Genomic DNA, 21,626 nt, shown 5'->3' with positions numbered 1-21,626 from the left:
CGATTACCCGGATGAGTTTTCGTTGGAACGCGCCCGGAAACGAAAAGAGCCGTTCCCGGGACAGTGGGAACGGCTCTGGGGCGCCGGTCGGGACAGAAATCTGGGGACAGACCGGGCCCTTTACTCACGCCGCCAACGCTAGGCCGCCGGCGGTCGCAAGGAGGGGAATAGTTATTTCAAGCTGCCGACAGCAACGGTGACCGCACGGCCGTCCTGTATCTTGACCCAACGGGCCGGATCGTCGGCAGACTGGCGCTTCAGGAAGGTGTATTCGGTCTCCGACCAGAGCTTCACCTTGTTGCGCATATTGTCGAGTACGAAGTCGCCGCGGTCGGTGCGCACCGTCAGCACTGCATGGCCTTCACCGTTGGGCTGCAGCACGACGGTCATCAGCAGCTCGGAAGGGGAAAAGCCGGCTTCGATCAGGTCCTTACGCTTCAGGAGCGCGAAATCCTCGCAATCGCCCGCGGTGGTCGGGATCGCCCATTTTTCCTCGACGCCGTAGAGATCCATGTCGGTCATTGGCTTGATCGTCGTGTTAACCGCATAATTGATCTTCAGGATCGTCTTCCAGCGATCCTCAGTGAGGATGGCGGGACCAGCGTCACCGCCGGCATAGGCGCATTCCGTCGGGTTTTCCCGGCAAAACTGATAGTGGCCGATCGGCGGCGCTGCATCGCCGGTGATCGTCATATTGGCAGGCGCCGCATGGGCGATGCCGAGACAGCCGAAAGTGAAGAGAGCTATTGCGGCATATCCGCGAAGGAAGAATTGAAAGCTCATGTCCGTGTCCCTGTCCCTTTTTTATTGGGATCAGAATGACATGCAGGCTTTTACCCCACGCAAAATTACGCAGTCAAATTAAGCACTTAGTTTATTCAAACACGCATCGAATTGTCGTAAAATGAGAATAAAATTTGAATCAAATTTGAAGTAATTTCCGTCGGAATGCGAAAATCTTCCGGCATTTGCCATTGTGACTGGATTTCTCATATCCGTTTGTTTTTGAATGACTTTCTTTTTAAGTGCTAAAATTAGCCACGCGGCTTGTTTGCCAATGGCGTTAATGAGGTAGGGCCGACTCCCTGTCTCGGCACACGGCAGAGGCCGTCCGAATGCCGGGAATTTCCGTTTGTTGTGCCATTTTGAGACGGCACATCAGAAAAATATTTTTGAATTTTTTACTGCCTTCAGGCGAGGGCGCGAAATGCGTCCGTTGCTTCGACAATGGCTGCCGCCATCTCTGACGTCCCCGGCGAATGGGCCGCGTTGGGAACCAACACCAATCGTGCCGTGGGCCAAGCCCGCGACAGTTCCCATGCCGTGACAAGAGGCGCCTCGAGATCGAGCCGGCCCTGGATCATTGTGCAGGGGATGCCGGCAAGCCGATCGATGTCTCGCAATATCTGTCCGTCTTCCAGCCAGCCTCGATGGTGGAAGTAGTGCGTGATGATGCGGGCTCTTGCGATGACATAGCTAGAATCGGCCCAGCGATCGGAAAGCGTCGCGCGTGGATCGACCAGGATGGATGCCGATTCCCATTGGTGCCACTCCTTGGCGGCCTTGAGATGGATGGCTGGATCGGGATGACCAAGCAACTGACGATAGGCGGCAACGAGATCGCCATCACGCTCGCTCTCCGGAACGCCTGCGCGAAAGCAGCCCCATTCCTCGGGGAAAAAGCGAGCGAGCCCCCTATAAAGCCAATCGATCTCGGATTGCCGCGTCATGGTCACGCCGGCGACGATCAGGGCCGCAACGCGCTCCGGGTGAGTTTGAGCGTAGACCAGAGCCAGAGTACATCCCCAGGAATTGCCATAAACCAGCCAGCGCTCTATGCCGAGAAAGAGCCTCAGCCGCTCGATATCAGCAACCAGGTGCCATGTGGTATTCGCGGAAAGATCAATCTCCGGCTCGGACGCATGCGGCAGACTGTTGCCACAGCCGCGCTGGTCGAACTGGATGATGCGATAATGCCGCGGATCGAAGAAGCGGCGGGCGCCGGCAGAACTGCCCGATCCCGGACCACCATGCAGGATGACGACGGGAATACCGTTCGGGTTGCCCGACTGCATCCAATGAACGAAGCTGGCGTCGCCAACATCGAGCAGACCCTGATCATGGGGTCCGATTTCCGGATAAAGCGTCTTCATCGGCAACCACGCGGACAGAGGGGCAAACGCCTCTATCTCTACAATCAACGTGACGTCAGAATGAATGGATCAGAGGAATTCGCGCAAGGTCTCGCGGGATTGCAGCGAGAGAAACTCGATCGCAACACCTTCCATGAAGTGGCGTATGACGCGGCCGCGCATGTTGCCGAGTCGCACAGGCGTTCCGATCGGCGGGCGCGCCTCGACGTCGACTGCGGCACCCGACAACGACAGATCCATGATGCGGCAAACATAGAGTGTACCGTCTTCCAAGGTCAATTCGCTGGTGGTGGAGCGCGGCGTCAAGCGGTCATGACGGCGATCTTCGGGAAGACCGAGCTCGTGCTTGTTAGCAAGCCAGGTAAGTTGGGCGGCGAGCTTCTCGCGCTTGCGGTCGGTCGCGTTGATCGACATGCTGAAGCCGCGACCGTCGATGGCGACCACGTTGCCCTCCACCCGGCCAAGATGATCGATATAGGCTACGACGCGCTCATTGGCGCGCGGACGTCCCAGGCAAGTGACATACATGTCGCCGGGCGACATGTCGGTGACCAGGCATTCGAATTCTTCGTAACTGGCCAGCATTAGACGGCCCTGCATATTGATCGGAACCCGCTGAAAGGTTCGCTGATCGTTGCGGGGCGCACCTCCTACCATCTGGTTGGGCCGCGTCGTTTGAGCTGGCTGGAATGAATGCATAAATGGGCTTCTTCAACCGACTATGTTTGTTGCAATCATTAGCCGAACTTTCTTAAGGTAAGGTTGTCTTGGCCGAATAATGATTGAGAAGAGATGGATGAATTTGTGTCGTGATGGGTCAACCGGCGCGAGAATCGTGCATGCCCGTTTTCAAATGCAGCATCCGCCGCATCAATTCACCGAACCGGGCACCATCTCGAGGTGAGATCAAATCGGCGGATTGCGGATGCGTTGGCAGTTCGACGGCGCGGGCAGGGCGGTCATGAAGCAAGCGGCTGCGATCAAGCGCCAGGAACTCCATGGGTTCGCTGCCAAGCCACGCTGTTTGTGCAACCGGCGTCAGGCAGCCGAGCAGACGATCGCAGACATCACCCGATGAACGCATCGGCATCAGCACCATTTCAAAGGCCATATGGCGGCCGCTGATGCTGTAGCCGGTTGCATTGATCAAGACGGGAACCACATGCGTCATCACGCCAGTCGCAATGCGAATCGGGTCTTCGATCTGGCTGCCGGCCCAAAGCGCGGCAAAACTCTCGCCGCGAATCTCGCGTCCCATGAGACTGCAAATCGCCGTACCGGCCAGCCGAAAACGCGGTGCATCATTCGGCAAGAGCTCCAGAATGAACAGCTCCGGCAGGATGTGGCGGACCGCCGAGGGCTGTATCAAATTGCGCAATGGGGCATCCGCACCACCGCGCAGCTGCTCCCAATAGGTGAATATCTCGATGCTCGTCTTCTGGCGCATGACGCGTCGGTATCCCATTTCAGTTCAAATACAGGGGCGCTCATCGCCCTTGCACCTTGCCTTGCTTATTTCATGCCAAGGCCGAGCCATTAAGGTTAAGAAAGGGTTTCGTTTGCCTTTTGCGGCCCTGAATGGGAGAAATAGGCCATCACTTCACGAGGTGACCTTCAGCACAAACTCTTTCGGGCGGGGGATGCAAGCCATTGCGGCGCATCCCTGTGAAGAGCGCCCGAACAAGCCGTCCACATTGGTTGGACGGCTTTTTTTTTGACGATCGCTGCTGTATGTCTCGAGTCCCTTTTGAGGACCTCAGAGCAAGACATGGACAATGCAGAGCCGCCGCGCCAACAGCTAGAAGATCCGCGGCCGCCGCAGCGCGTTCCGGCTTTCAACCTGCCACCCGTCATCCTCGCAAGCCTGGCACTGCTGGCGGTCGTCTTCGCTGTTCAGAACTTGCCCTGGTGGTCGGACGATACACTGAACTGGCTCTATTTCACCTTTAGCTTCATTCCCGCGCGCTATGCTTTCCCGCTGTCACAGCAGGGACTGGAGTGGCTGTGGACGCCGGTCACCTATTCGCTTCTGCATGGCGGTATCGAGCATATCGTTTTCAACGGGCTGTGGCTGATGGTCTTCGCAGCACCTGTTGCGCGCCGGATTGGCGTCGTGCGCTATGTGCTCTTCTGGCTTTTTTCAGCCGCCGCCTCGGCATTCCTGCACGCGGCTATCTATTGGGGTGACCAGACCCTGCTGATCGGCGCATCCGGCGTCGTTTCAGGATTGATGGGAGCTGCCTGCCGTTTTGCCTTTCCGGCCATGGACGGCCGCCGCATCGGCGCACGGCAAGCCCACCTCAACCCGCGGCTGTCGATCCTCGACTCGCTGCGCAGCCGGACGGTCGTCGTCTATATCCTGATGTGGGTCGCCGGCAACGCACTGGTCGCTTTCGGCATCACGCTGGTTGGCGACAGCTCGCAACCGGTCGCCTGGGACGCCCATATCGGCGGCTTCCTCTTCGGCTTCCTGCTGTTTTCGCTGTTCGACCGGCAGCCTCGCGTCGAAGTCGAAAATCCTGCCGTATCAACGGAATGAAGCTGTTGCTTTCTTGGCTCCACAAGCGCAACATTCATGGCTATCGGACGCGCGTGGGAGGAAACCAACGCGGCCGATGAAGGGAGCAGCGGCCCGAAACCTTGGGGTGGTTTCGGAACAAATCCGAAGCTCGCATGTTCACTGTGCTTTCGAGATGGGAGAATCGAATGTCAGTTTCCGTAAAAGCCATACTGGATATCAAAGGTCGCGACGTCGTTACCACCGGGGGTAATACGACCGTCGCGGAGGCCGCTAGAATTCTCAACGAGAACCGTATTGGCGCCATCGTTGTCGTCGGCATGGCAGGCAAGATTTCCGGCATATTCACCGAGCGCGATGTGGTCAATGCGGTGGCCAAGCACGGTAGCGAATGTCTCGATCAACCGATCGCCTCGCTGATGACGGCGAAGGTGCATCGCTGCAAGGAAGAGAGCACCACCGACGAGCTGATGGAGCTGATGACCCTGCGCCGCTTCCGCCATGTCCCGGTCGAAGACAAAGGCAAGCTCTCCGGCATCATCTCGATCGGCGACGTCGTCAAATGGCGTATCCGCGAGATCGAGCTCGAGGCCGAGCAGATCAAGGCCTATATCGCTGGGTGAGAAGCGGTTCGGCGAAGCCGAAGCAATCGACCCAGCGGGTCGATTGCAGCGTATAGCGCCCTGAGCCCAAAGCGAAGGGCCGGGTGGTGCCTCATATGCGAAAGCCATCCCGCCGTTTTGAGCGAGATGGGCGGCATGTCTCTTCAGAGTTTCACGTCTATTGACGCCCTACCGCGCATAGGCTTCCTGCATGCGCCGGATTTCGGTGAGCCGCACCAATGTCTCCTCATAGCCGCGCTCGATCGCCTCGCCGGCACGATGAAACTCCGAGAGGCCGATGTCGCTGAGGCGCGGATGCAGCGCCAGGTCCGGCGGGTCGCCGGCAAGGCGAGCACGAGAGATCCGATCCTGAATAATGTTGAAAGCCTGTACCATCACGCCGGTCATGCCGAGCTTGGTGTAGGGCGGCTCTTCGCGGCGTTGCTGGTCGCTGCTCGGCGGGCCGGCATTGTGTTTGACGACGGCAGAACGACCGTAGAGGTCGTAATTCAAATTGACGGCGACCACGAGAGGCTGCTCGTAAGCACGACAAACGGAAACAGGCACCGGATTGACGAGTGCGCCATCGACCAGCGTGCGGCTATTGGTGCGAACCGGCTCGAAAATGCCGGGCAGGGCATAGGATGCCCGCAGTGCCGTGATCAGCGAGCCATTGGCGATCCAGACCTCGTGGCCGGTGTTCAATTCCGAGGCGACGGCGACGAATGTGCGGTCGAGATCCTCGATAGACAGGCCTTCAAGGTGTTCCTGCATGCGCTTGGTAAGCCGCATGCCGCCGAACAGGCCGCTGCCGCCAATGGTGAGATCAAGCAGGCTGGCGATGCGGCGCATAGTCAAGGAGCGGGCAAAAGCCTCCAGCTCGTCAAGCTTGCCGGCAAGATAGCAGCCGCCAACCAGAGCCCCGATGGACGTGCCCGCAACCATGCCGACCTCGATACCCGCCTCGTCCAGGGCACGCAGCACGCCGATATGAGCCCAGCCGCGAGCTGCACCTCCTCCAAGCGCCAGCGAGATCTTTACTTTCTTTGGCGGAGCGGGAGCAATGGGAGGAGCGAGGATGCCGCGCGAGGTGGTCGGATCTGAACCAGCCGAAGTCTGTCCGGCGCCCTGACGATTCAACCCCCAATTCAGCATGACATATCTTCCTCTGAGGCCTGTATGTGCCCCTTGCTAAAATACTGTCCCTTTTTCGTTTCCAAATCGTATATTTGGTTATCGCCCGATCGATATGTGGAAACCTGTCGCCTGGCCTATTGCTGGTAGATTTCGCTGGGATCGAAATGCAGGTGATCGTCGACCACGCTCAGCACCGGCTTTCCATCCTCCAGCTCAACCGTACGGTAGAAGCAGGAACGGCGACCAGTATGGCACGTTGCATCGTGACCGGCGACTACAACTTTCAGCCAGATGGCATCCTGATCGCAATCGGTACGTATCTCCTTCACCGTTTGCAGGTTTCCGGAAGTCTCGCCCTTTTTCCAGAGTTTGCCGCGCGAACGGCTGTAGTAGTGCGCCGTCTTGGTCTTGATGGTCAGCGCCAGAGCTTCGGCATTCATATGCGCGACCATCAGCAGCTCACCGTCATGTGCGTCGGTCACGATTGCGGTGATCAGTCCGCGATCGTCGAAACGGGGCGTGAAATCGCCCGCATCCTCAAGCTCGGACTTGTCCGTGGAAGGGGCGTTGAATACCAAATTCATCTCAGGCTCTTTTCTTGGAGCCCTGTCAGCGGCTCCGGACCATCGTCATGAAGCGGACCTGCTCAGCCGGATCGGCCTTGAAAGCACCGGTGAAAGTCGTCGTCAGCGTTGAAGCACCCTGCTGCTGCACACCGCGCATCGCCATGCACATATGTTCGGCTTCGATCATCACGGCGACGCCGCGCGGACGCAGGGAATCGTCGATGGCATTGGCGACCTGGGCGGTCATGGCCTCCTGCGTCTGCAGGCGGCGACCAAAGATTTCGACGACGCGGCCGATCTTCGACAGGCCAAGCACGCGACCATTCGGCAGATAGGCGACATGCGCCTTGCCGATAATCGGCACCATATGATGTTCGCAATGCGAGTAGAACGGAATATCGCGCACGAGGACCATGTCATCGTAGCCGGAAACTTCCTCGAAGGTGCGACCAAGCACGTCCTCGGGGTTCATGTCATAGCCGGCGAAAAGCTCACGATAGGCCTTGGCGACGCGCGCCGGCGTATCGAGCAGGCCTTCGCGCTGCGGATCATCACCTGCCCAGCGAAGCAGAACGCGAACGGCGTCTTCTGCTTCCTTCTGTGAAGGACGATCGGATTCAACGGCTTGCGGAAAGTTCTTTACAATGGCGTCCATTACCTGTGGTCTCCTGACCCGCACCGCGGATCTTGTTTTATCGGACTCGCCACTGGTATTCCCCATCACATGGGAAAATGTGTACCTTTGGCGGGCTCCGGGGCGTTCTGGCTGGCGGACAAGCCTGCCGTCCTGCACGGTTTCCCATCAAACTTACAGAAGACCATTGCATTTTTGTGGTCTTCGAACGACATACATATAGTATGGCATTGTCCCTGTGAAAGTGTCCAAACGGAACACAGTGTGTTTTTGTTTTGAAACACAAAGCGCATACATCGGAGCGAGATCGATGATGGACGAGATCTATAACAGCAAGATCCTGGAATTCGCCGGCAATATCGAACGCATTGGTAGCCTTTCAGACGCCGATGCGAGCGCTCAGGCCCATTCCAGACTGTGCGGCTCCCGCGTGAAGATCTGGCTGAAAATGGACGACGATGTCGTTACCGATTTTGCGCACGACGTCAAGGCCTGTGCGCTTGGTCAGGCGTCTTCTTCGGTCATGGCCCGCCATGTGGTGGGTGCCACTTCCGCCGAATTGCGCCAGGCACGAGAAGATATGCTTGCGATGCTGAAGGCGAACGGCGAGGGGCCAACAGGGCGCTTCGAGGACATGCGCTATCTGAAGCCGGTCAAGGATTACAAGGCGCGCCATGCATCGACGATGCTGACTTTCGATGCTGTGGTGGATGCGATCGGGCAGATTGAGGCGACGCGGGCCGGGGTTGTTGAGGCTGTATCGTGAGTATCTCTGCGCGGAGAGCGCATACCCCCCTCTGTCACTCCGTGACATCTCCCCCACAAGGGGGGAGATTGAGGAGAGTACGCAGCATCCGCCCCAGAACACTATCAAGTATCGAGGGATAGCCGCTCATGTGCTATCTCTGCTCAGTACAGGATGAAGAAGATGAGGGTGGAGCTGCGGCAAGCTCCAAACCGATCTCCCCCCTTGTGGGGGAGATGTCACGGAGTGACAGAGGGGGGGTATACCACACGACGGATAAGTCGTAATTGGCATGGCCCCTTCCGCAAGACACCCGACCGGCTCTTCGGCATGGGCCTAATCCGTCTGTATCAACTGACCCTTTCCGGCTTCATCGGCAATTCCTGCCGCCATATTCCGACCTGCTCGGAATATGGCTACGAATCGATCGCCCGGCATGGCTTATGGCCCGGCGGCTGGATGACGCTGTTTCGGGTGGCACGTTGCGGCCCTGGCGGCACCAGCGGGCTGGACCCAGTGCCAGAAGCTCTGGAAAACCACTATCATTGGTGGACACCCTGGCGGTATTTCGTCATCGGCCGAAAGGCAGCCTGAGCGGCATGACGACGTATGTCGCACTGCTTCACAGCATCGTCCTTGCCGCTGGCCGTCGAGTCATCATGAGCGATCTGCGGACGATGGCGGAAAATCTGGGCTTCACCAACGTCAAAACGCTGGTCGCGACCGGTAATCTGGTCTTCGAGGCTGGCGCGCAACCGATTGCGGCAATCGAAACTCAGCTCGAAGCGGGCTTTACGAAGACTTTCGGCAAGCACGTCGACATTATTGCTCGCGATGCTGCGACGTGGATTAAGCTTGTCGCGGGCAATCCGTTCGCAGACGGTGAAGGCAGCGAGGTGGCCATCCGCGTCATGCGTGAACCGCTCGATCCGTCGGTGGTCGAAGTACTCGAAAAGCGCAGAAGCGGCCCGGAGCTGCTGGCCGTGGTCGATGGCGATCTCTGGATCGATTTCGGCGGTAAGGCGAGTGAAACGCGCCTGCTCTCCTCGCTGACCACCAAACGTCTCGGTGTCGGCACGCTGCGAAATTGGAATACGGTGCGAGGATTGGTCGGGATGATCGGCCGTTAGAGCTGCTTTTCCTTTACTAAATCGCCAAATATCGTTATCAGGCGACCGCGTTCAAAAACATTGATTGACCGCATCTATTGAAACCACCCGCATTCGTTGGCGGGACTGGACAAGGAGAATTTCGATGTCCCAATCCGTTTCCCTGACATTTCCCGATGGTTCCGTGCGCAGCTACGATGCTGGCGCAACCGGCCGGGATGTCGCTGAATCCATTTCCAAGTCGCTTGCCAAGAAGGCCGTCGCCATTGCGATCGACGGCACCGTGCGCGACCTTTCCGAGCCGGTGACCGACGGCAAGATCGAGATCATCACCCGCAATGACGGCCGCGCGCTGGAGCTGATCCGGCATGACGCGGCGCATGTCATGGCGGAAGCCGTGCAGGAGATCTGGCCAGGTACTCAGGTGACCATCGGCCCTGTGATTGAAAACGGCTTCTATTACGACTTCGCCAAGAACGAGCCCTTTACGCCCGACGACCTGCCGGTCATCGAGAAGAAGATGCGCGAGATCATCCAGCGCAATGCTCCCTTCACCAGGCAGATCTGGTCGCGCGAAAAGGCCAAGCAGGTCTTTGCCGACAAGGGCGAGCGCTACAAGGTGGAACTCGTAGACGCCATTCCTGAAGGCCAGGACCTGAAGATCTATTATCAGGGCGATTGGTTCGACCTTTGCCGTGGGCCGCATATGGCCTCCACCGGCCAGATCGGCACGGCCTTCAAGCTGATGAAGGTGGCCGGCGCCTATTGGCGCGGCGACAGCAACAATCCGATGCTGACCCGCATCTACGGCACGGCCTTTGCCGAACAGGCCGATCTCGACAACTACCTGCATATCCTCGCCGAAGCTGAGAAGCGCGACCACCGCCGTCTTGGCCGCGAAATGGACCTGTTCCATTTCCAGGAAGAGGGTCCGGGCGTCGTTTTCTGGCATGGCAAGGGCTGGCGCATTTTCCAGACTCTGGTCTCCTATATGCGCCGCCGTCTGGAAGGCGACTATCAGGAAGTCAACGCGCCGCAGGTGCTCGACAAGTCGCTCTGGGAAACCTCCGGTCACTGGGGCTGGTATCGCGACAATATGTTCAAGGTGACTGTCGCCGGCGACGATACCGACGACGACCGCGTCTTCGCTCTGAAGCCGATGAACTGCCCCGGCCACATCCAGATCTTCAAGCATGGTTTGAAGTCTTACCGCGAACTGCCGATCCGTCTTGCGGAATTCGGCAATGTGCATCGCTACGAGCCTTCGGGCGCGCTGCACGGTCTGATGCGCGTGCGCGGCTTCACGCAGGATGATGCGCATATCTTCTGTACCGACGAACAGATGGCGGCCGAATGCCTGAAGATCAACGACCTGATCCTGTCTGTCTACGAGGACTTCGGCTTCGAGGAGATCGTCGTCAAGCTTTCGACCCGTCCCGAAAAGCGCGTCGGTGACGATGCGCTCTGGGATCGCGCCGAAAGCGTGATGATGGAGGTCCTGAAAACCATCGAGGAGCAGTCCGGTGGCCGCATTAAGACCGGCATTCTACCCGGCGAAGGCGCGTTCTACGGGCCGAAGTTCGAATATACGCTGAAGGATGCCATCGGCCGTGAATGGCAGTGCGGCACGACGCAGGTCGACTTCAATCTGCCGGAACGCTTTGGCGCCTTCTATATCGACCAGCACTCCGAAAAGACTCAGCCGGTAATGATCCATCGCGCCATCTGCGGCTCGATGGAACGCTTCCTCGGTATCCTGATCGAGAACTTCGCCGGCCATATGCCGCTTTGGGTCTCGCCGCTGCAGGTGGTTGTCGCGACCATTACCTCGGAAGCCGACGGTTACGGCGAAGAGGTAGCGGAAGCGCTGCGTGACGCCGGGCTCACGGTCGAGACCGACTTCCGCAACGAGAAGATCAACTACAAGATCCGCGAGCATTCGGTAACGAAGGTTCCGGTGATCATCGTCTGCGGCAAGAAGGAAGCCGAGGAGCGCTCGGTCAATATCCGCCGTCTCGGCAGCCAGGCGCAGACGCCGATGTCGCTCGACGAGGCGATCGCATCGCTGTCGCTCGAAGCCACACCACCGGACGTCCTGCGCAAGCGCGAAGCCAGGCGGGCCAAGGTTGCCAAGCTTGCTTGATACAATAAATATCGTCTGACGGCGCTTTCAGCGCGCCGTCAGATAACTGACATAGAACTTTCATATATGTGCTGAAAAGAACGCTGCTGCGCCCGTTGCATGCCAAGAAGGATATGCGGCTCAGCAGGTCATAGGAGCGGGGCAGCCCGTCGCGGATTTGGATTTCAAAGAATTATCCTACGCCAATGAACGGGATACGCGCATCAAGCGTTGGTTCATCCGCTCCATCGAAGGCCTTTCCGGTCGCGATCGCTATACCCGGCTCTACGATATCTGGCGTAGCGATATCGTCGGCAAAAGCGAGCGCGTCTTCGGCAAGATGCTCGATCTCATCGATGTGCGGCTTGTGGCCAAGGGCGAATGGCCGCCACGCGATGTTCCCGATGCGCCGATCGTCATCGTCGCCAACCATCCTTTCGGTATCGGCGACGGCATCGCCGTGTTGGCGCTTGCCGAAGAGCTCGGCCGGCCCTTCAAGGTGCTGATCAACAACGAGTTGCTGAAAGTGCCTGAGATGAACGACTATTCGCTGCCGGTTTCCTTCGAGGAAACCAAGGAAGCGATGGCGATCAACATGAAGACGCGCCATGAGGCGGTTCGCCTGCTCAAGGATGGCACCACCATCATCGTCTTTCCGGCCGGCGGCGTCGCGACGGCCAAGAAGGGTTTTGGCCGCGCCGAGGACCTGCCGTGGAAGATCTTTCCGGCAAAGCTCATCCAGGCTGCCCACGCCAGCGTCATTCCCATCTATTTCGAAGGTCAGAACGGCCGGCTGTTCCATCTCGCCAGCCGCGTATCGATGACGCTGCGCATCTCTCTGCTGATCCGTGAATTCCGCCGCCTTTCTGGCAGCACTATCACCGCCCATGTCGGCAAGCTGATGACCTGGGAAGCGATGAGCGAAGGCAGTGACCGTAAGGATCTGCTGTCGAAGCTATACGGCGCGGTGTTTTCCATGGCGCCGCCAAAGCGGGCGTTGCGGAAAAAAGCCGGGTGAGGCGAGGGCTACCTCACCGTCAATCCATACTATCGCCGCCATCATCGCCGGCAGACGGTGCCAACTGCTCATAGGTCGGCAATGGACGCTGTTGGCTTGACACGCCGGGTTGGCCAGACGACCCCTGTGCCTGCGGCGACTGGACGGGAATCTGTTGCGCAGGCTGCTGATTGTCGGCGTCCTGAGGCTGCTGTTGCTTCATCAGCACTTCGACATCGGTATTCCTGCCTGCAACGACGGTGAAGTCGCGCTGGTAGATCTTGTCCTTGTTGCGGGCGACGGCGGTATATTGGCCTTCGGCCAGCACCATCACCGGGAAGGCACTGAGACTTTCGCCGACGATGTCGCCGGCAGCCGTCAAGATCGACCAGGCCGTATCGGCAATCGCCTCACCACCGGCGTCCGACACCAGCTTGAAGGTGATTTTTGCCGCTCTATGCTGGATCGTCGCCTCTGTCACCTTGCCGGCCTCGACCTGGATATCGGCACGAATGACAGCGTTGACGGCGCCATACTCGGAGACGATGTGATAAATACCGGTACTGAGGCCGACCAGCGTGTTTGGCTTGACGTCGGACATGACAAGGCCGCGCTCGCCATCTTCCTTGGCGTCACCGGCATAGATCGAGAAACTCAGCTCGGCGGGTGGAATGCGAACGTCGGAACCGGAGACGGCGTTCAGCACCATGCCGCCGGCGTCCAATACCATGGTCTGCTTCTGCGATAGGCCGCTTTCAGGCACGGTCAGCTTCTTGGTGACGCCGGCCCGGCCGAAGGAGACATTGACGAAATAGTCGCCGGGCTGGAGGTGGAAGGAGGCTGAGCCGCCCTTGGAACTCGCCACCAGCGGCAGCTTGCCGTCAGTGCCGGCAAAGGGGCTGAAGACATACCAGGACAGGCCCTGCTGCTGCGGGCCGCTATCGGGTGCAAGCTTGGCTTCCAGCGAAACGTCGCGCAAAGTCCGGGCTGGCGAGTTTTCGCCATCCGGGGCCACGAAGGCGTTGAGCTTCGGCATTTTCAAGCTGCCGTCGAGCTGCTTGAACTCCTGAAAGGCATCCTGTGCCGAGGCAGCCGTACTCAGGCTTGCGAGCATGGCGAAAGCCGCGCCCAATCGGTGAGCGGATGAAATACCTGACATGCGTTCCCAACCGATTGACTTCCGATAAAACACAGGCCACTTCAAAACCAATGCGGTGGCAAATTCAAGACCCACTTCCTCCCGCGCATGAAAATGAAAGCAATCACTCCATGAAAACCGATATCAAGCTGGTCGATTATCTGGCGGTTCGCCGATCCATTCCCGCGTTTCAGATGGCGGAACCAGGCCCGGACAAGGCCGAAATCGAAGAGATCCTGCGGCTCGCCTCCCGTGTGCCGGACCACGGCAAGCTCGCTCCGTGGCGCTTTATCGTCTATCGCGGCGAGGAGCGGGCGAAGATCGGCGAAGAGTTGCTCAAGCTTGCGCTGGAAGCCAAGCCGGATCTGTCCGGGGAAATGATTCAGGTCGAGCGCACGCGCTTCACCCGCGCACCGGTCGTTATCGCAGTCGTCAGCACGGCAGGCCCGCATTTCAAGATCCCGGAATGGGAACAGCTGATGTCGGCGGGTGCGCTTTGCCTCAATCTGCTGATCTCGGCCAATGCGCATGGCTGGGTGTCGAACTGGCTGACCGAGTGGTTCGCCTATGACGAGCGCGCTTATCCGCTCCTCGGCGTCCAGCCGGGTGAAAAAGTCGCCGGCTTCATCCATATCGGCTCCTCCGAGTTCCCGCCGATAGAACGGCCGCGCCCGGAACTGGCGGAAACCGTGACCTGGGTCGGCGGCGAGGGGGCGTAATGTTCTACACAACCGACACCAATCAGCATGGCCTGCCTCATGATCCCTTCAAGGCGATCGTCACGCCGCGCCCGATCGGCTGGATCGGCAGCAAGGGCAGGGACGGCTCGATCAACCTGTCACCCTACTCCTTCTTCAATGCGATCAGTGATCGTCCAAAGCTGGTGATGTTTTCCTCGACTGGCCGCAAGGACAGCGCCCGCAATGTCGAGGAAACCGGTGTCTTCACCGCCAACCTTGTCAGCCGCAACCTCGTTGAAAAGATGAACCATTCATCAATTTCCGTGCCGTACGGGACCAACGAGTTTGCGCTCGCCGGCCTGACCGCCGAGCCGGGCCGGTTGGTGGATGCGCCGTATGTCGGCGAAGCCTTTGCCGTTCTCGAGTGCCGGGTGACGGAGATCATGCAACCGAAGGGCCTTGATGGACAGCCGACAGAAAACGTCATGGTCTTCGGCCAGGTCGTCGGCATTCATATCGATGAGGCGATCATTCGTGACGGCCGGCTCGACATGGCGCTTGCCCGGCCCGTCGCGCGCATGGGCTATATGGACTACAGCGAAGGCAGTGACGTCTTCGAATTGGTGCGGCCGAAGACGCCGTGACATCGGCGGCGAGCCCGCGCATTAGTGGTTAATAAATAAGGTAAACGCACCGTAAACCTTTCGCCATTAACGTGTCCCCAGTGAGTTCGCGGGACGGGAATCGTTCCGCCGATATCGGGGCGTTACGTGATCATAGAAGCATTTCTTCGCTGGGCCGAGACCGCCAAGGCAGAGGGCAGGGCAAGGGCCGCTAACGCCCTTGGCCGCGCCTATCTCCAATCGGCAATGCCGGCGGAAGAGCGTGAGGCCGCCGAAATGGCGATGATCTATATTCTCGACGATCCATCGCCCCGCGTACGCCTGTCGCTTGCAGAAGCTGTGGCGCGCGCTCCCAATGCGCCGCGCAATATCATCCTTTCGTTGGCCGAGGATCAGCCAGAAATTGCCGGGCAAGTCATTCTCTTCTCGCCCGTGTTCACCGATGGCGATCTCGTCGACCTTGCATTGCGCGGCAGCGACGTGACGCGTGTCCTGATTGCCTCCCGCGGGCAGGTGCCACGGCCGGTTTCCGCAGCACTGGCCGAGATCGGCGGCGAGAGTGAGATCCTTTGCCTGCTGGAAAACGACGCAGCTTCATTATCGCACGCTTCGCTGAAGCGGGTTGCCGAGCGGCTTGGCGATAATGCGGAGATTCGCGGCCTGCTTCTTGCCCGCGACGCCCTGCCTTCGGATGTCCGGCACCTGCTGATGCGGCACGTTTGCGATGCGCTGGCGGGCTTGAGCCTCATACAGGCGACAATCGGGGCTGGCCGGCTACAGCATGTTATCCGCGAGGCCAGCGAGACGGCGACGGTTTCCATCGCGGGATCGGTTCAGCACCACGATATTCCGGAGCTGGCGGAGCATCTGCGGCAGTCCGGCTGGCTGACACCGGCCTTCCTGATGCACGCTCTTTGCTCCGGGAAGGTCGATTTCTTCGCCGGCGCGATTACGAACCTCTCCGGCTGCGACGAGCGGCGGGTCCGTTCGATCCTGTCGACCGGGCGTGTCTATGCCGTGCGCGCGCTTTATGAATCCGCCGGCCTGCCGCGCGATATCAGCATTGTCTTCGTCGAGGCGACCCTGATCTGGCGCGAGGCGTCACGTACCACCGGCGGCAGCATGCTGGATAATGTCTCGACCCGGTTGATGCGCAAATTCCACGTCGCCGAGCGCTCATCCGGCGCGGCGATACAGTTACTGGACATGGTGGAGAAGCTTGCCAATGCCGAACGGCGGCAGACGGCACGGAGCTTTGCAGCGCTGGCGGCAGCGTGATACTGATCGGCCTTCAAAGCCTTCAGGAGCTACTTCTTGCTGACCATTGCCATTGAATCGCCGCGCCAGGACGGTGTTATCCGTCTCCTCGATATGTCGAGCGCCTATGCCGAATCGCTTTATCCTGCCGAGAGCAACCACCTGCTAGATCTAAGCTCGTTGGAAAAGCCTGAAGTGACCTTCTGGGTAGCGCGGCTGGCCGGCGATATCGTCGGCTGCTGCTCACTGGTCGAGGCCGGCGATGGCACGGCGGAGATCAAGCGCATGTTCGTCGATCCAATTGCCCGGGGACGCAAGCTCTCTCTGAGGCTGATGGAGCTGCTTGAAGAGAAGGCGGTGGAAAAGAAGCTGACTGCGGTGCGGCTGGAAACCGGCATATACCAGCCGGAAGCCATCGCTCTCTATCGCAAGTTTGGCTATGTCGAGATCGAACCGTTCGGGGAATATAAGCCCGATCCGCTCAGCCTGTTCATGGAAAAGACGCTTCCGTAAGACTGGGAAGCGCGATCAGCCCTCAGAACCATCCCTGATGCGCAGCTGCAGTTCCGGCTCCTGGGCATGTTGTTCCTCGCTCAACTCCGCCTCGCGAATCCATTCCCGCCAGATCGCGACGATGATGGCCATCAGCACCGGGCCGATGAACAGGCCGAGAAAGCCCATGGTCTTGACGCCGCCGACAAGGCCGAAAAAGGTCGGCAGGAAGGGTAGCTTGATCGGTCCGCCAACGAGCTTCGGCCGCAATGTCTTGTCGACGATGAAGAGTTCGACCGTGCCCCAGACGAACAGCGCCACACCGGCCCATAGCGAACCGCTGGCGATCAGATAGATCGAGACGAGCGACATGGAGAGCGGCGCGCCGCCCGGTATGAGCGCCATGACGCCTGTGAGAACACCGAGCGTGATGGCCGAGGGTGCCCCGGCAATCCAATAGGCGACGCCAAGCACGATACCCTCACCGATGGCGATCAGCGTCATACCCATGACCGTGGAGCTGATCGTCGCCGGTATTACGCGGGAGATCCGCTCCCACCGGTTCGGCAGGATACGTTCGCCCAGAAGATCGACTTGGCCGACAAACCTCGAGCCGTCGCGATAGATGAAAAACAGGGCGATCAGCATGAAAAGCAAAGTCAGGATGACATGAAACGCGCCACCGCCGGCGGCAAGCACTGCGCGGTAGATATTCCCGATATGCGCGCCACTGACGATCTGGGCCAATTCACCGATGGAACCAGGGCTGCCGACATATTGCGTCCACTGATCGCCAAGCCAGGATCCGACCATCGGCAGCGCCAGAATCCACTGCGGCGGTGGAGCGCCATCTCGGTTTACATGCACGGCCCAGGCAAACCATTCGCGCACTTCACCGACCATATAGACGGCCGAAAGCACGATCGGCAGCACCAGGAAGGTGACGATGAAGGCGATGGCAATGGTTGCTGCAAGTGTCGTGTTGCCGCCCGTGCGGCGTAACACCTCGCTATAGAGCGGCCAGGTCGCGAAACCGATCACGGCCGCTGCCAGCACAGGTATCAGAAAACCATAGAAGAAATAAATTCCCGCCGCGGCAATCAGGATTAGCAGCCAGCGTGCCGCCGAAATGGACGGAATGAGGGCCATGCGTGAAGGTGCGGTAGGCCCCAGCCACCGTGGTTCCCTCGGCTTTTGACGTTCGAATACACCCACCGGACTTGCTTTACCTTTTTCATTCGATCAACCGGTTATGAGCTATGATCTGGGCCGATTCAAGGGCCACAACCTGAAAGCCTATATAATCCGTTGTCGTGACGGCACGACGACTACCAATGCGGGCAAGAAGCGACGTGCTCAGGATGGCCGACGAAGAACCTTGAAGGCAAAGAACTGGGTCTTCTGCGTCGGATTGAAATTGTTATCGGCAACGAAGATCAGCACATCCGTGCCATCCTTCGCCTTACCGAAGGAAACACCCTCGATATTGTCGGGCGCAAGGCCAAGCGCGCGCAAATCCATCACCTGGGTCTTGCGCACCGGCACGATGCGCTGATCGGTCTTGGCGAGCGACGGAATAGCGGAAACATCGGTTGCGCCATCGAGATCGAACATGTTGATGACCACCGAGTTGCCGATATCCTGCGCATAGCCGCGCTCAACCGACAGCCCATGCCGGTCGTCCAGCGCCAGGATTTCCGACATGCCGAAATCGTTCCAGCCGCCGGGCTTGGTCGACGCCTGCGGGATCGGCGAGACCGGATAGACATATTGCGCTTTCTGTTCGCCCGTGACCGCGTCGTAGCGGATGATGCGGGCAAGCGCGCCATTGGTCAGCGTCGTCATCGGCCCGTCCTGATAAAGCGCGGACTCCGTGCCGACGAGAAGGTCGCCGCCGGCGAGGAACGTCAGGCCCTCGAAGGCGAGATTGTCGCGGATACCGGTGCTTTTATCGGCGGTCGGCGCAAAACCTTCCGGCAACGGCAATTCACGCACGAAGCTGCCATCGCGATTGGCGACACGCACGAAAGGCGGCAACAGCGCCTTGCCGTCGCCTTCACTGCTCCAGTAGATGCCATCCTTGCCGATACGGATCGACTCGGAATCAACCGTACGGAACGCGAAAGGCTGGCCGTTCTTGTCCGTCAGCGTGACATGATCAAGCACCGTCACGCCCTTGAGGCTGTCAGCGCCGACATCGATATCGAGATGGTAGAAGCGAGCCGGCGCCCTTTCGGAACGGTCGTCGCTGATCGAGATATAGTGGCCGGTCGAAGGGTCGAAATCGATGCCCGAGAGACCACCGACCTCAACACCGTTTTCCATGAAACCCGTCGGAATGTCGTATTCGCCGAGATAGGAAAGGCTGATGCCGGCCTTGCAGTCGCCGAAGGGGCAGGGCACATCGACAACCGCACCGACATCGGCGGCGCGGGCTGTGGTGCAAAGAAGAAAGGCAAGAGCGGCGGTCGTCAGGAAGGGCTTCATCATGGCGATATCATTACATCCGGATCATGAGCTGGCGGGTTTGCGCCGCATCTATGCATCCGCTCATGACGCTTTCGTTACGGATCGCGCTCCATCCCCTAAAAATATCGGCAAATCGATTTTGCCACAGCCGCCGAAGCGCGGCTGTCAGATATCCAGATTTTCCGCAAATGCCGCACGTTCCTGGATGAAGCGGAAGCGGGCCTCGGGCTTGGTGCCCATGAGGTTATCGACGGCGTCACGCGTGCCTTCGAAATCCACCTCGTCGATCACGACACGCAACAGCGTGCGTTTCGACGGGTCCATCGTGGTTTCCTTAAGCTGCGCTGGAAGCATTTCGCCCAAGCCTTTGAATCGGCTGATTTCGACCTTGCCCTTACCCTTGAAATCGCTCTCCATCAGCTCCAGCCTATGGGCGTCGTCGCGGGCATAGATGGATTTCGATCCCTGCGTGATCTTGTAGAGCGGCGGCACGGCCAGGAAGAGGTGTCCGCCACGGATCAGTTCGGTCATTTCCTGATAGAAGAAGGTAATCAGCAGCGAAGCGATATGAGCGCCGTCGACGTCGGCATCGGTCATGACGACGATGCGTTGATAGCGGAGATCTTCCTCGCGGTATTTCGAACGTGTGCCGCAACCGAGCGCCTGGACCAGATCGGAGATCTGCTGGTTGGCGGAGAGCTTTTCGCGGCCGGCGCTGGCGACATTGAGGATCTTGCCGCGCAGCGGCAGGATCGCCTGGTTCATGCGGTTGCGTGCCTGCTTGGCGGAGCCGCCAGCCGAATCACCTTCCACCAGGAAGAGTTCGGCGCCTTCGGCGGTGTTCTGCGAACAATCGGCGAGCTTGCCCGGCAGGCGCAGCTTGCGCACAGCCGACTTGCGATTGACTTCCTTTTCCTTGCGGCGGCGCAGGCGCTCCTCGGAGCGCTCGATCACCCATTCCAGCAGCTTTTCTGCCTCGGTCGGATTATCGGTGAGATAGTGATCGAAAGGATCACGCAACGCGTTTTCGACGATACGCTGCGCCTCGACGGTCGCCAGCCTGTCCTTGGTCTGGCCGACAAATTCCGGCTCACGGATGAAGATGGAGAGCATTCCGACGCCAGAGATCATCACGTCGTCGGTGCTAATGCCGGCGGCGCGCTTGTTCTGCGTCAGCTCGGCGTAGTTCTTCAGCCCCTTGGTCAGCGCGATGCGCAAGCCGGCCTCGTGCGTGCCGCCTTCGGGAGTGGGAATGGTGTTGCAATAGGAATGGACCTGCGGGTCGCCGCCATACCAGGTGATCGCCCATTCGATCGAGCCGTGGCCGGTTCCCTTCTCCGACTTGCCGGAGAATATTTCGCGGGTGACGGTGAACTCATTGCCCATCGTCGCCTTGAGATAATCTTTCAGGCCGCCGGGGAAATGGAAGACAGCCTTTTCGGGAACATCCGAGCCTGCCGGTGCCAGTTCCGGATCGCAGCTCCAGCGGATCTCGACGCCGCCGAAAAGATAGGCCTTGGAGCGGGCCATACGGAAGACGCGGGCCGGCTCGAACTTGGCGTGATCGCCGAAAATCTGCGGATCGGGATGAAAGCGGACACGGGTGCCGCGACGATTATGGACATCGCCCAGTTCCTCAAGCCCACCTTGCGGCACACCGCGCGAAAAACGCTGACGATAGAGCTTGCGGTTGCGCGCCACCTCGACTTCGAGATCGTCGGAGAGCGCATTGACGACGGAGACGCCGACGCCATGCAGACCGCCAGAGGTCTCGTAGGCCTTGCCGTCGAACTTACCGCCGGCATGCAGCTTGGTCATGATGACCTCAAGCGTCGACTTGCCCGGCACCTGCGGATGGTTTTCGACCGGAATGCCGCGACCGTTGTCGGTGACGGTCAGGTAGCCGCGCTGATCGAGATGCACCTCGATGAAATCGGCATGGCCAGCGACGGCCTCGTCCATGGAGTTGTCGATGACTTCGGCGAAGAGGTGATGCAGCGCCTTCTCGTCGGTGCCGCCGATATACATGCCGGGGCGCATGCGCACTGGCTCGAGCCCTTCGAGAACGCGGATCGAACTCGCGCCGTACTCCTCGACGGACGACGTTGTCGGAGTTGCGCGCGGGGTAGGGACAGGGGCGGCTGCAGGGCTTTCAACCTTTACGGCCGGCTTTTCCACCGTTTCCGGCTTCGGAGAAGCGGGCAGTCCGGAGAAGAGATCGTTGCTGTTATCCATGGGGCTGTTCAGATTTATCCTTGAAGGGGTCACACCCCAGAATCATCACGTTTGCCGTCAATGCCGCGAATCACCATGATTCTGCCAGAAATGACGTTCTAACGCGATGGCGCCCCAGTGATGGGACAAATTCGAAAAAAGATTTGCGT

At 59.2% G+C, this 21,626-nt stretch carries 21 protein-coding genes and 1 pseudogene; 11 read left to right on the top strand and 11 right to left on the bottom strand.

Going from position 1 to position 21,626, the window contains the following annotated elements; translation table 11 throughout:
- Positions 1-171 precede the first annotated feature (171 nt).
- From HB780_RS16020 to HB780_RS16005, 4 genes are all read right to left on the bottom strand, one after another.
- Positions 172-783, bottom strand: coding sequence for a transglutaminase-like cysteine peptidase (locus HB780_RS16020; RefSeq protein ID WP_183693472.1), 612 nt, complete (start codon positions 781-783; stop codon positions 172-174).
- Positions 784-1,190: 407 nt separating this feature from the next.
- The gene (gene pip / locus HB780_RS16015; protein WP_183693469.1) at positions 1,191-2,153 is read right to left on the bottom strand and encodes a prolyl aminopeptidase; all 963 of its coding nucleotides are present in this window, start codon (positions 2,151-2,153) and stop codon (positions 1,191-1,193) included.
- Between the two features lie 69 nt (positions 2,154-2,222).
- Positions 2,223-2,852: a PilZ domain-containing protein gene (locus HB780_RS16010; RefSeq protein ID WP_183693465.1), complete on the bottom strand. Its 630-nt coding sequence runs from the start codon at positions 2,850-2,852 to the stop codon at positions 2,223-2,225.
- 118 nt (positions 2,853-2,970) lie between these two features.
- Positions 2,971-3,600 carry a PAS domain-containing protein gene (locus tag HB780_RS16005; protein ID WP_183693462.1) on the bottom strand — a complete coding sequence of 210 codons (630 nt, stop codon included), beginning with the start codon at positions 3,598-3,600 and terminating at the stop codon, positions 2,971-2,973.
- Positions 3,601-3,921: 321 nt separating this feature from the next.
- Here HB780_RS16005 and HB780_RS16000 point away from each other — a divergent pair, with 321 nt between their 5' ends.
- Positions 3,922-4,692, top strand: a complete 771-nt coding sequence (locus HB780_RS16000; protein ID WP_183693460.1) for a rhomboid family intramembrane serine protease — start codon at positions 3,922-3,924, stop codon at positions 4,690-4,692.
- A 167-nt stretch (positions 4,693-4,859) separates the two neighbouring features.
- Positions 4,860-5,294, top strand: coding sequence for a CBS domain-containing protein (locus tag HB780_RS15995; RefSeq protein WP_183693458.1), 435 nt, complete (start codon positions 4,860-4,862; stop codon positions 5,292-5,294).
- Between the two features lie 168 nt (positions 5,295-5,462).
- On the opposite strand, the gene HB780_RS15990 is transcribed toward HB780_RS15995, so the two are convergent.
- The 3 genes from HB780_RS15990 to folE form a co-directional block, all read right to left on the bottom strand.
- Positions 5,463-6,428 (bottom strand): patatin-like phospholipase family protein, encoded by a 966-nt coding sequence (locus HB780_RS15990; protein WP_183693456.1) that lies wholly within the window; start codon positions 6,426-6,428, stop codon positions 5,463-5,465.
- Positions 6,429-6,544: 116 nt separating this feature from the next.
- Positions 6,545-6,994 carry a phosphoribosyl-AMP cyclohydrolase gene (gene hisI / locus HB780_RS15985; protein WP_183693453.1) on the bottom strand — a complete coding sequence of 150 codons (450 nt, stop codon included), beginning with the start codon at positions 6,992-6,994 and terminating at the stop codon, positions 6,545-6,547.
- Between the two features lie 25 nt (positions 6,995-7,019).
- Positions 7,020-7,631 carry a GTP cyclohydrolase I FolE gene (gene folE, locus HB780_RS15980; RefSeq protein ID WP_183693450.1) on the bottom strand — a complete coding sequence of 204 codons (612 nt, stop codon included), beginning with the start codon at positions 7,629-7,631 and terminating at the stop codon, positions 7,020-7,022.
- 292 nt (positions 7,632-7,923) lie between these two features.
- Here folE and HB780_RS15975 point away from each other — a divergent pair, with 292 nt between their 5' ends.
- The 5 genes and pseudogenes from HB780_RS15975 to HB780_RS15955 all read left to right on the top strand — a co-directional run bounded on the left by HB780_RS15975 (position 7,924) and on the right by HB780_RS15955 (position 12,604).
- Entirely contained in the window at positions 7,924-8,376 is a 453-nt protein-coding gene (locus tag HB780_RS15975) for an iron-sulfur cluster assembly scaffold protein (protein ID WP_183697160.1), read from the top strand.
- A gap of 128 nt (positions 8,377-8,504) precedes the next feature.
- A pseudogene (gene yidD, locus HB780_RS32670) lies at positions 8,505-8,949 on the top strand (membrane protein insertion efficiency factor YidD).
- Between the two features lie 5 nt (positions 8,950-8,954).
- Positions 8,955-9,485, top strand: coding sequence for a DUF1697 domain-containing protein (locus tag HB780_RS15965; RefSeq protein WP_183693447.1), 531 nt, complete (start codon positions 8,955-8,957; stop codon positions 9,483-9,485).
- A 124-nt stretch (positions 9,486-9,609) separates the two neighbouring features.
- The gene (gene thrS / locus HB780_RS15960) at positions 9,610-11,607 is read left to right on the top strand and encodes a threonine--tRNA ligase (protein ID WP_183693444.1); all 1,998 of its coding nucleotides are present in this window, start codon (positions 9,610-9,612) and stop codon (positions 11,605-11,607) included.
- A 157-nt stretch (positions 11,608-11,764) separates the two neighbouring features.
- Complete coding sequence (locus tag HB780_RS15955; RefSeq protein ID WP_183693442.1) at positions 11,765-12,604, top strand: lysophospholipid acyltransferase family protein; 840 nt, start codon at positions 11,765-11,767, stop codon at positions 12,602-12,604.
- Between the two features lie 19 nt (positions 12,605-12,623).
- On the opposite strand, the gene HB780_RS15950 is transcribed toward HB780_RS15955, so the two are convergent.
- The gene (locus tag HB780_RS15950) at positions 12,624-13,742 is read right to left on the bottom strand and encodes a hypothetical protein (RefSeq protein WP_183693439.1); all 1,119 of its coding nucleotides are present in this window, start codon (positions 13,740-13,742) and stop codon (positions 12,624-12,626) included.
- A 110-nt stretch (positions 13,743-13,852) separates the two neighbouring features.
- Between HB780_RS15950 and HB780_RS15945 the strand changes: the two genes are divergently transcribed.
- From HB780_RS15945 to HB780_RS15930, 4 genes are all read left to right on the top strand, one after another.
- Positions 13,853-14,440 carry a nitroreductase family protein gene (locus tag HB780_RS15945; protein WP_183693437.1) on the top strand — a complete coding sequence of 196 codons (588 nt, stop codon included), beginning with the start codon at positions 13,853-13,855 and terminating at the stop codon, positions 14,438-14,440.
- Positions 14,440-15,045, top strand: coding sequence for a flavin reductase family protein (locus HB780_RS15940; protein WP_183693434.1), 606 nt, complete (start codon positions 14,440-14,442; stop codon positions 15,043-15,045). The genes HB780_RS15945 and HB780_RS15940 overlap by 1 nt, the downstream gene beginning before the upstream one ends.
- 111 nt (positions 15,046-15,156) lie before the next feature.
- Positions 15,157-16,302: a DUF2336 domain-containing protein gene (locus HB780_RS15935; protein WP_183697158.1), complete on the top strand. Its 1,146-nt coding sequence runs from the start codon at positions 15,157-15,159 to the stop codon at positions 16,300-16,302.
- 93 nt (positions 16,303-16,395) lie between these two features.
- Complete coding sequence (locus HB780_RS15930; RefSeq protein ID WP_183697155.1) at positions 16,396-16,794, top strand: GNAT family N-acetyltransferase; 399 nt, start codon at positions 16,396-16,398, stop codon at positions 16,792-16,794.
- A 15-nt stretch (positions 16,795-16,809) separates the two neighbouring features.
- Here HB780_RS15930 and HB780_RS15925 read toward each other — a convergent pair whose 3' ends face one another.
- From HB780_RS15925 to parE, 3 genes are all read right to left on the bottom strand, one after another.
- Positions 16,810-17,988: an AI-2E family transporter gene (locus HB780_RS15925; protein WP_183693431.1), complete on the bottom strand. Its 1,179-nt coding sequence runs from the start codon at positions 17,986-17,988 to the stop codon at positions 16,810-16,812.
- Positions 17,989-18,129: 141 nt separating this feature from the next.
- Positions 18,130-19,263, bottom strand: coding sequence for an esterase-like activity of phytase family protein (locus HB780_RS15920; protein WP_183693428.1), 1,134 nt, complete (start codon positions 19,261-19,263; stop codon positions 18,130-18,132).
- A gap of 144 nt (positions 19,264-19,407) precedes the next feature.
- Entirely contained in the window at positions 19,408-21,477 is a 2,070-nt protein-coding gene (gene parE, locus HB780_RS15915) for a DNA topoisomerase IV subunit B (protein WP_183693425.1), read from the bottom strand.
- Between the last annotated feature and the right edge of the window lie 149 nt (positions 21,478-21,626).

The sequence above is a fragment of the Rhizobium lusitanum genome, from assembly GCF_014189535.1.
GTDB lineage: Bacteria > Pseudomonadota > Alphaproteobacteria > Rhizobiales > Rhizobiaceae > Rhizobium > Rhizobium lusitanum_C.
This window is presented reverse-complemented; position numbering and strand designations above follow the sequence as displayed.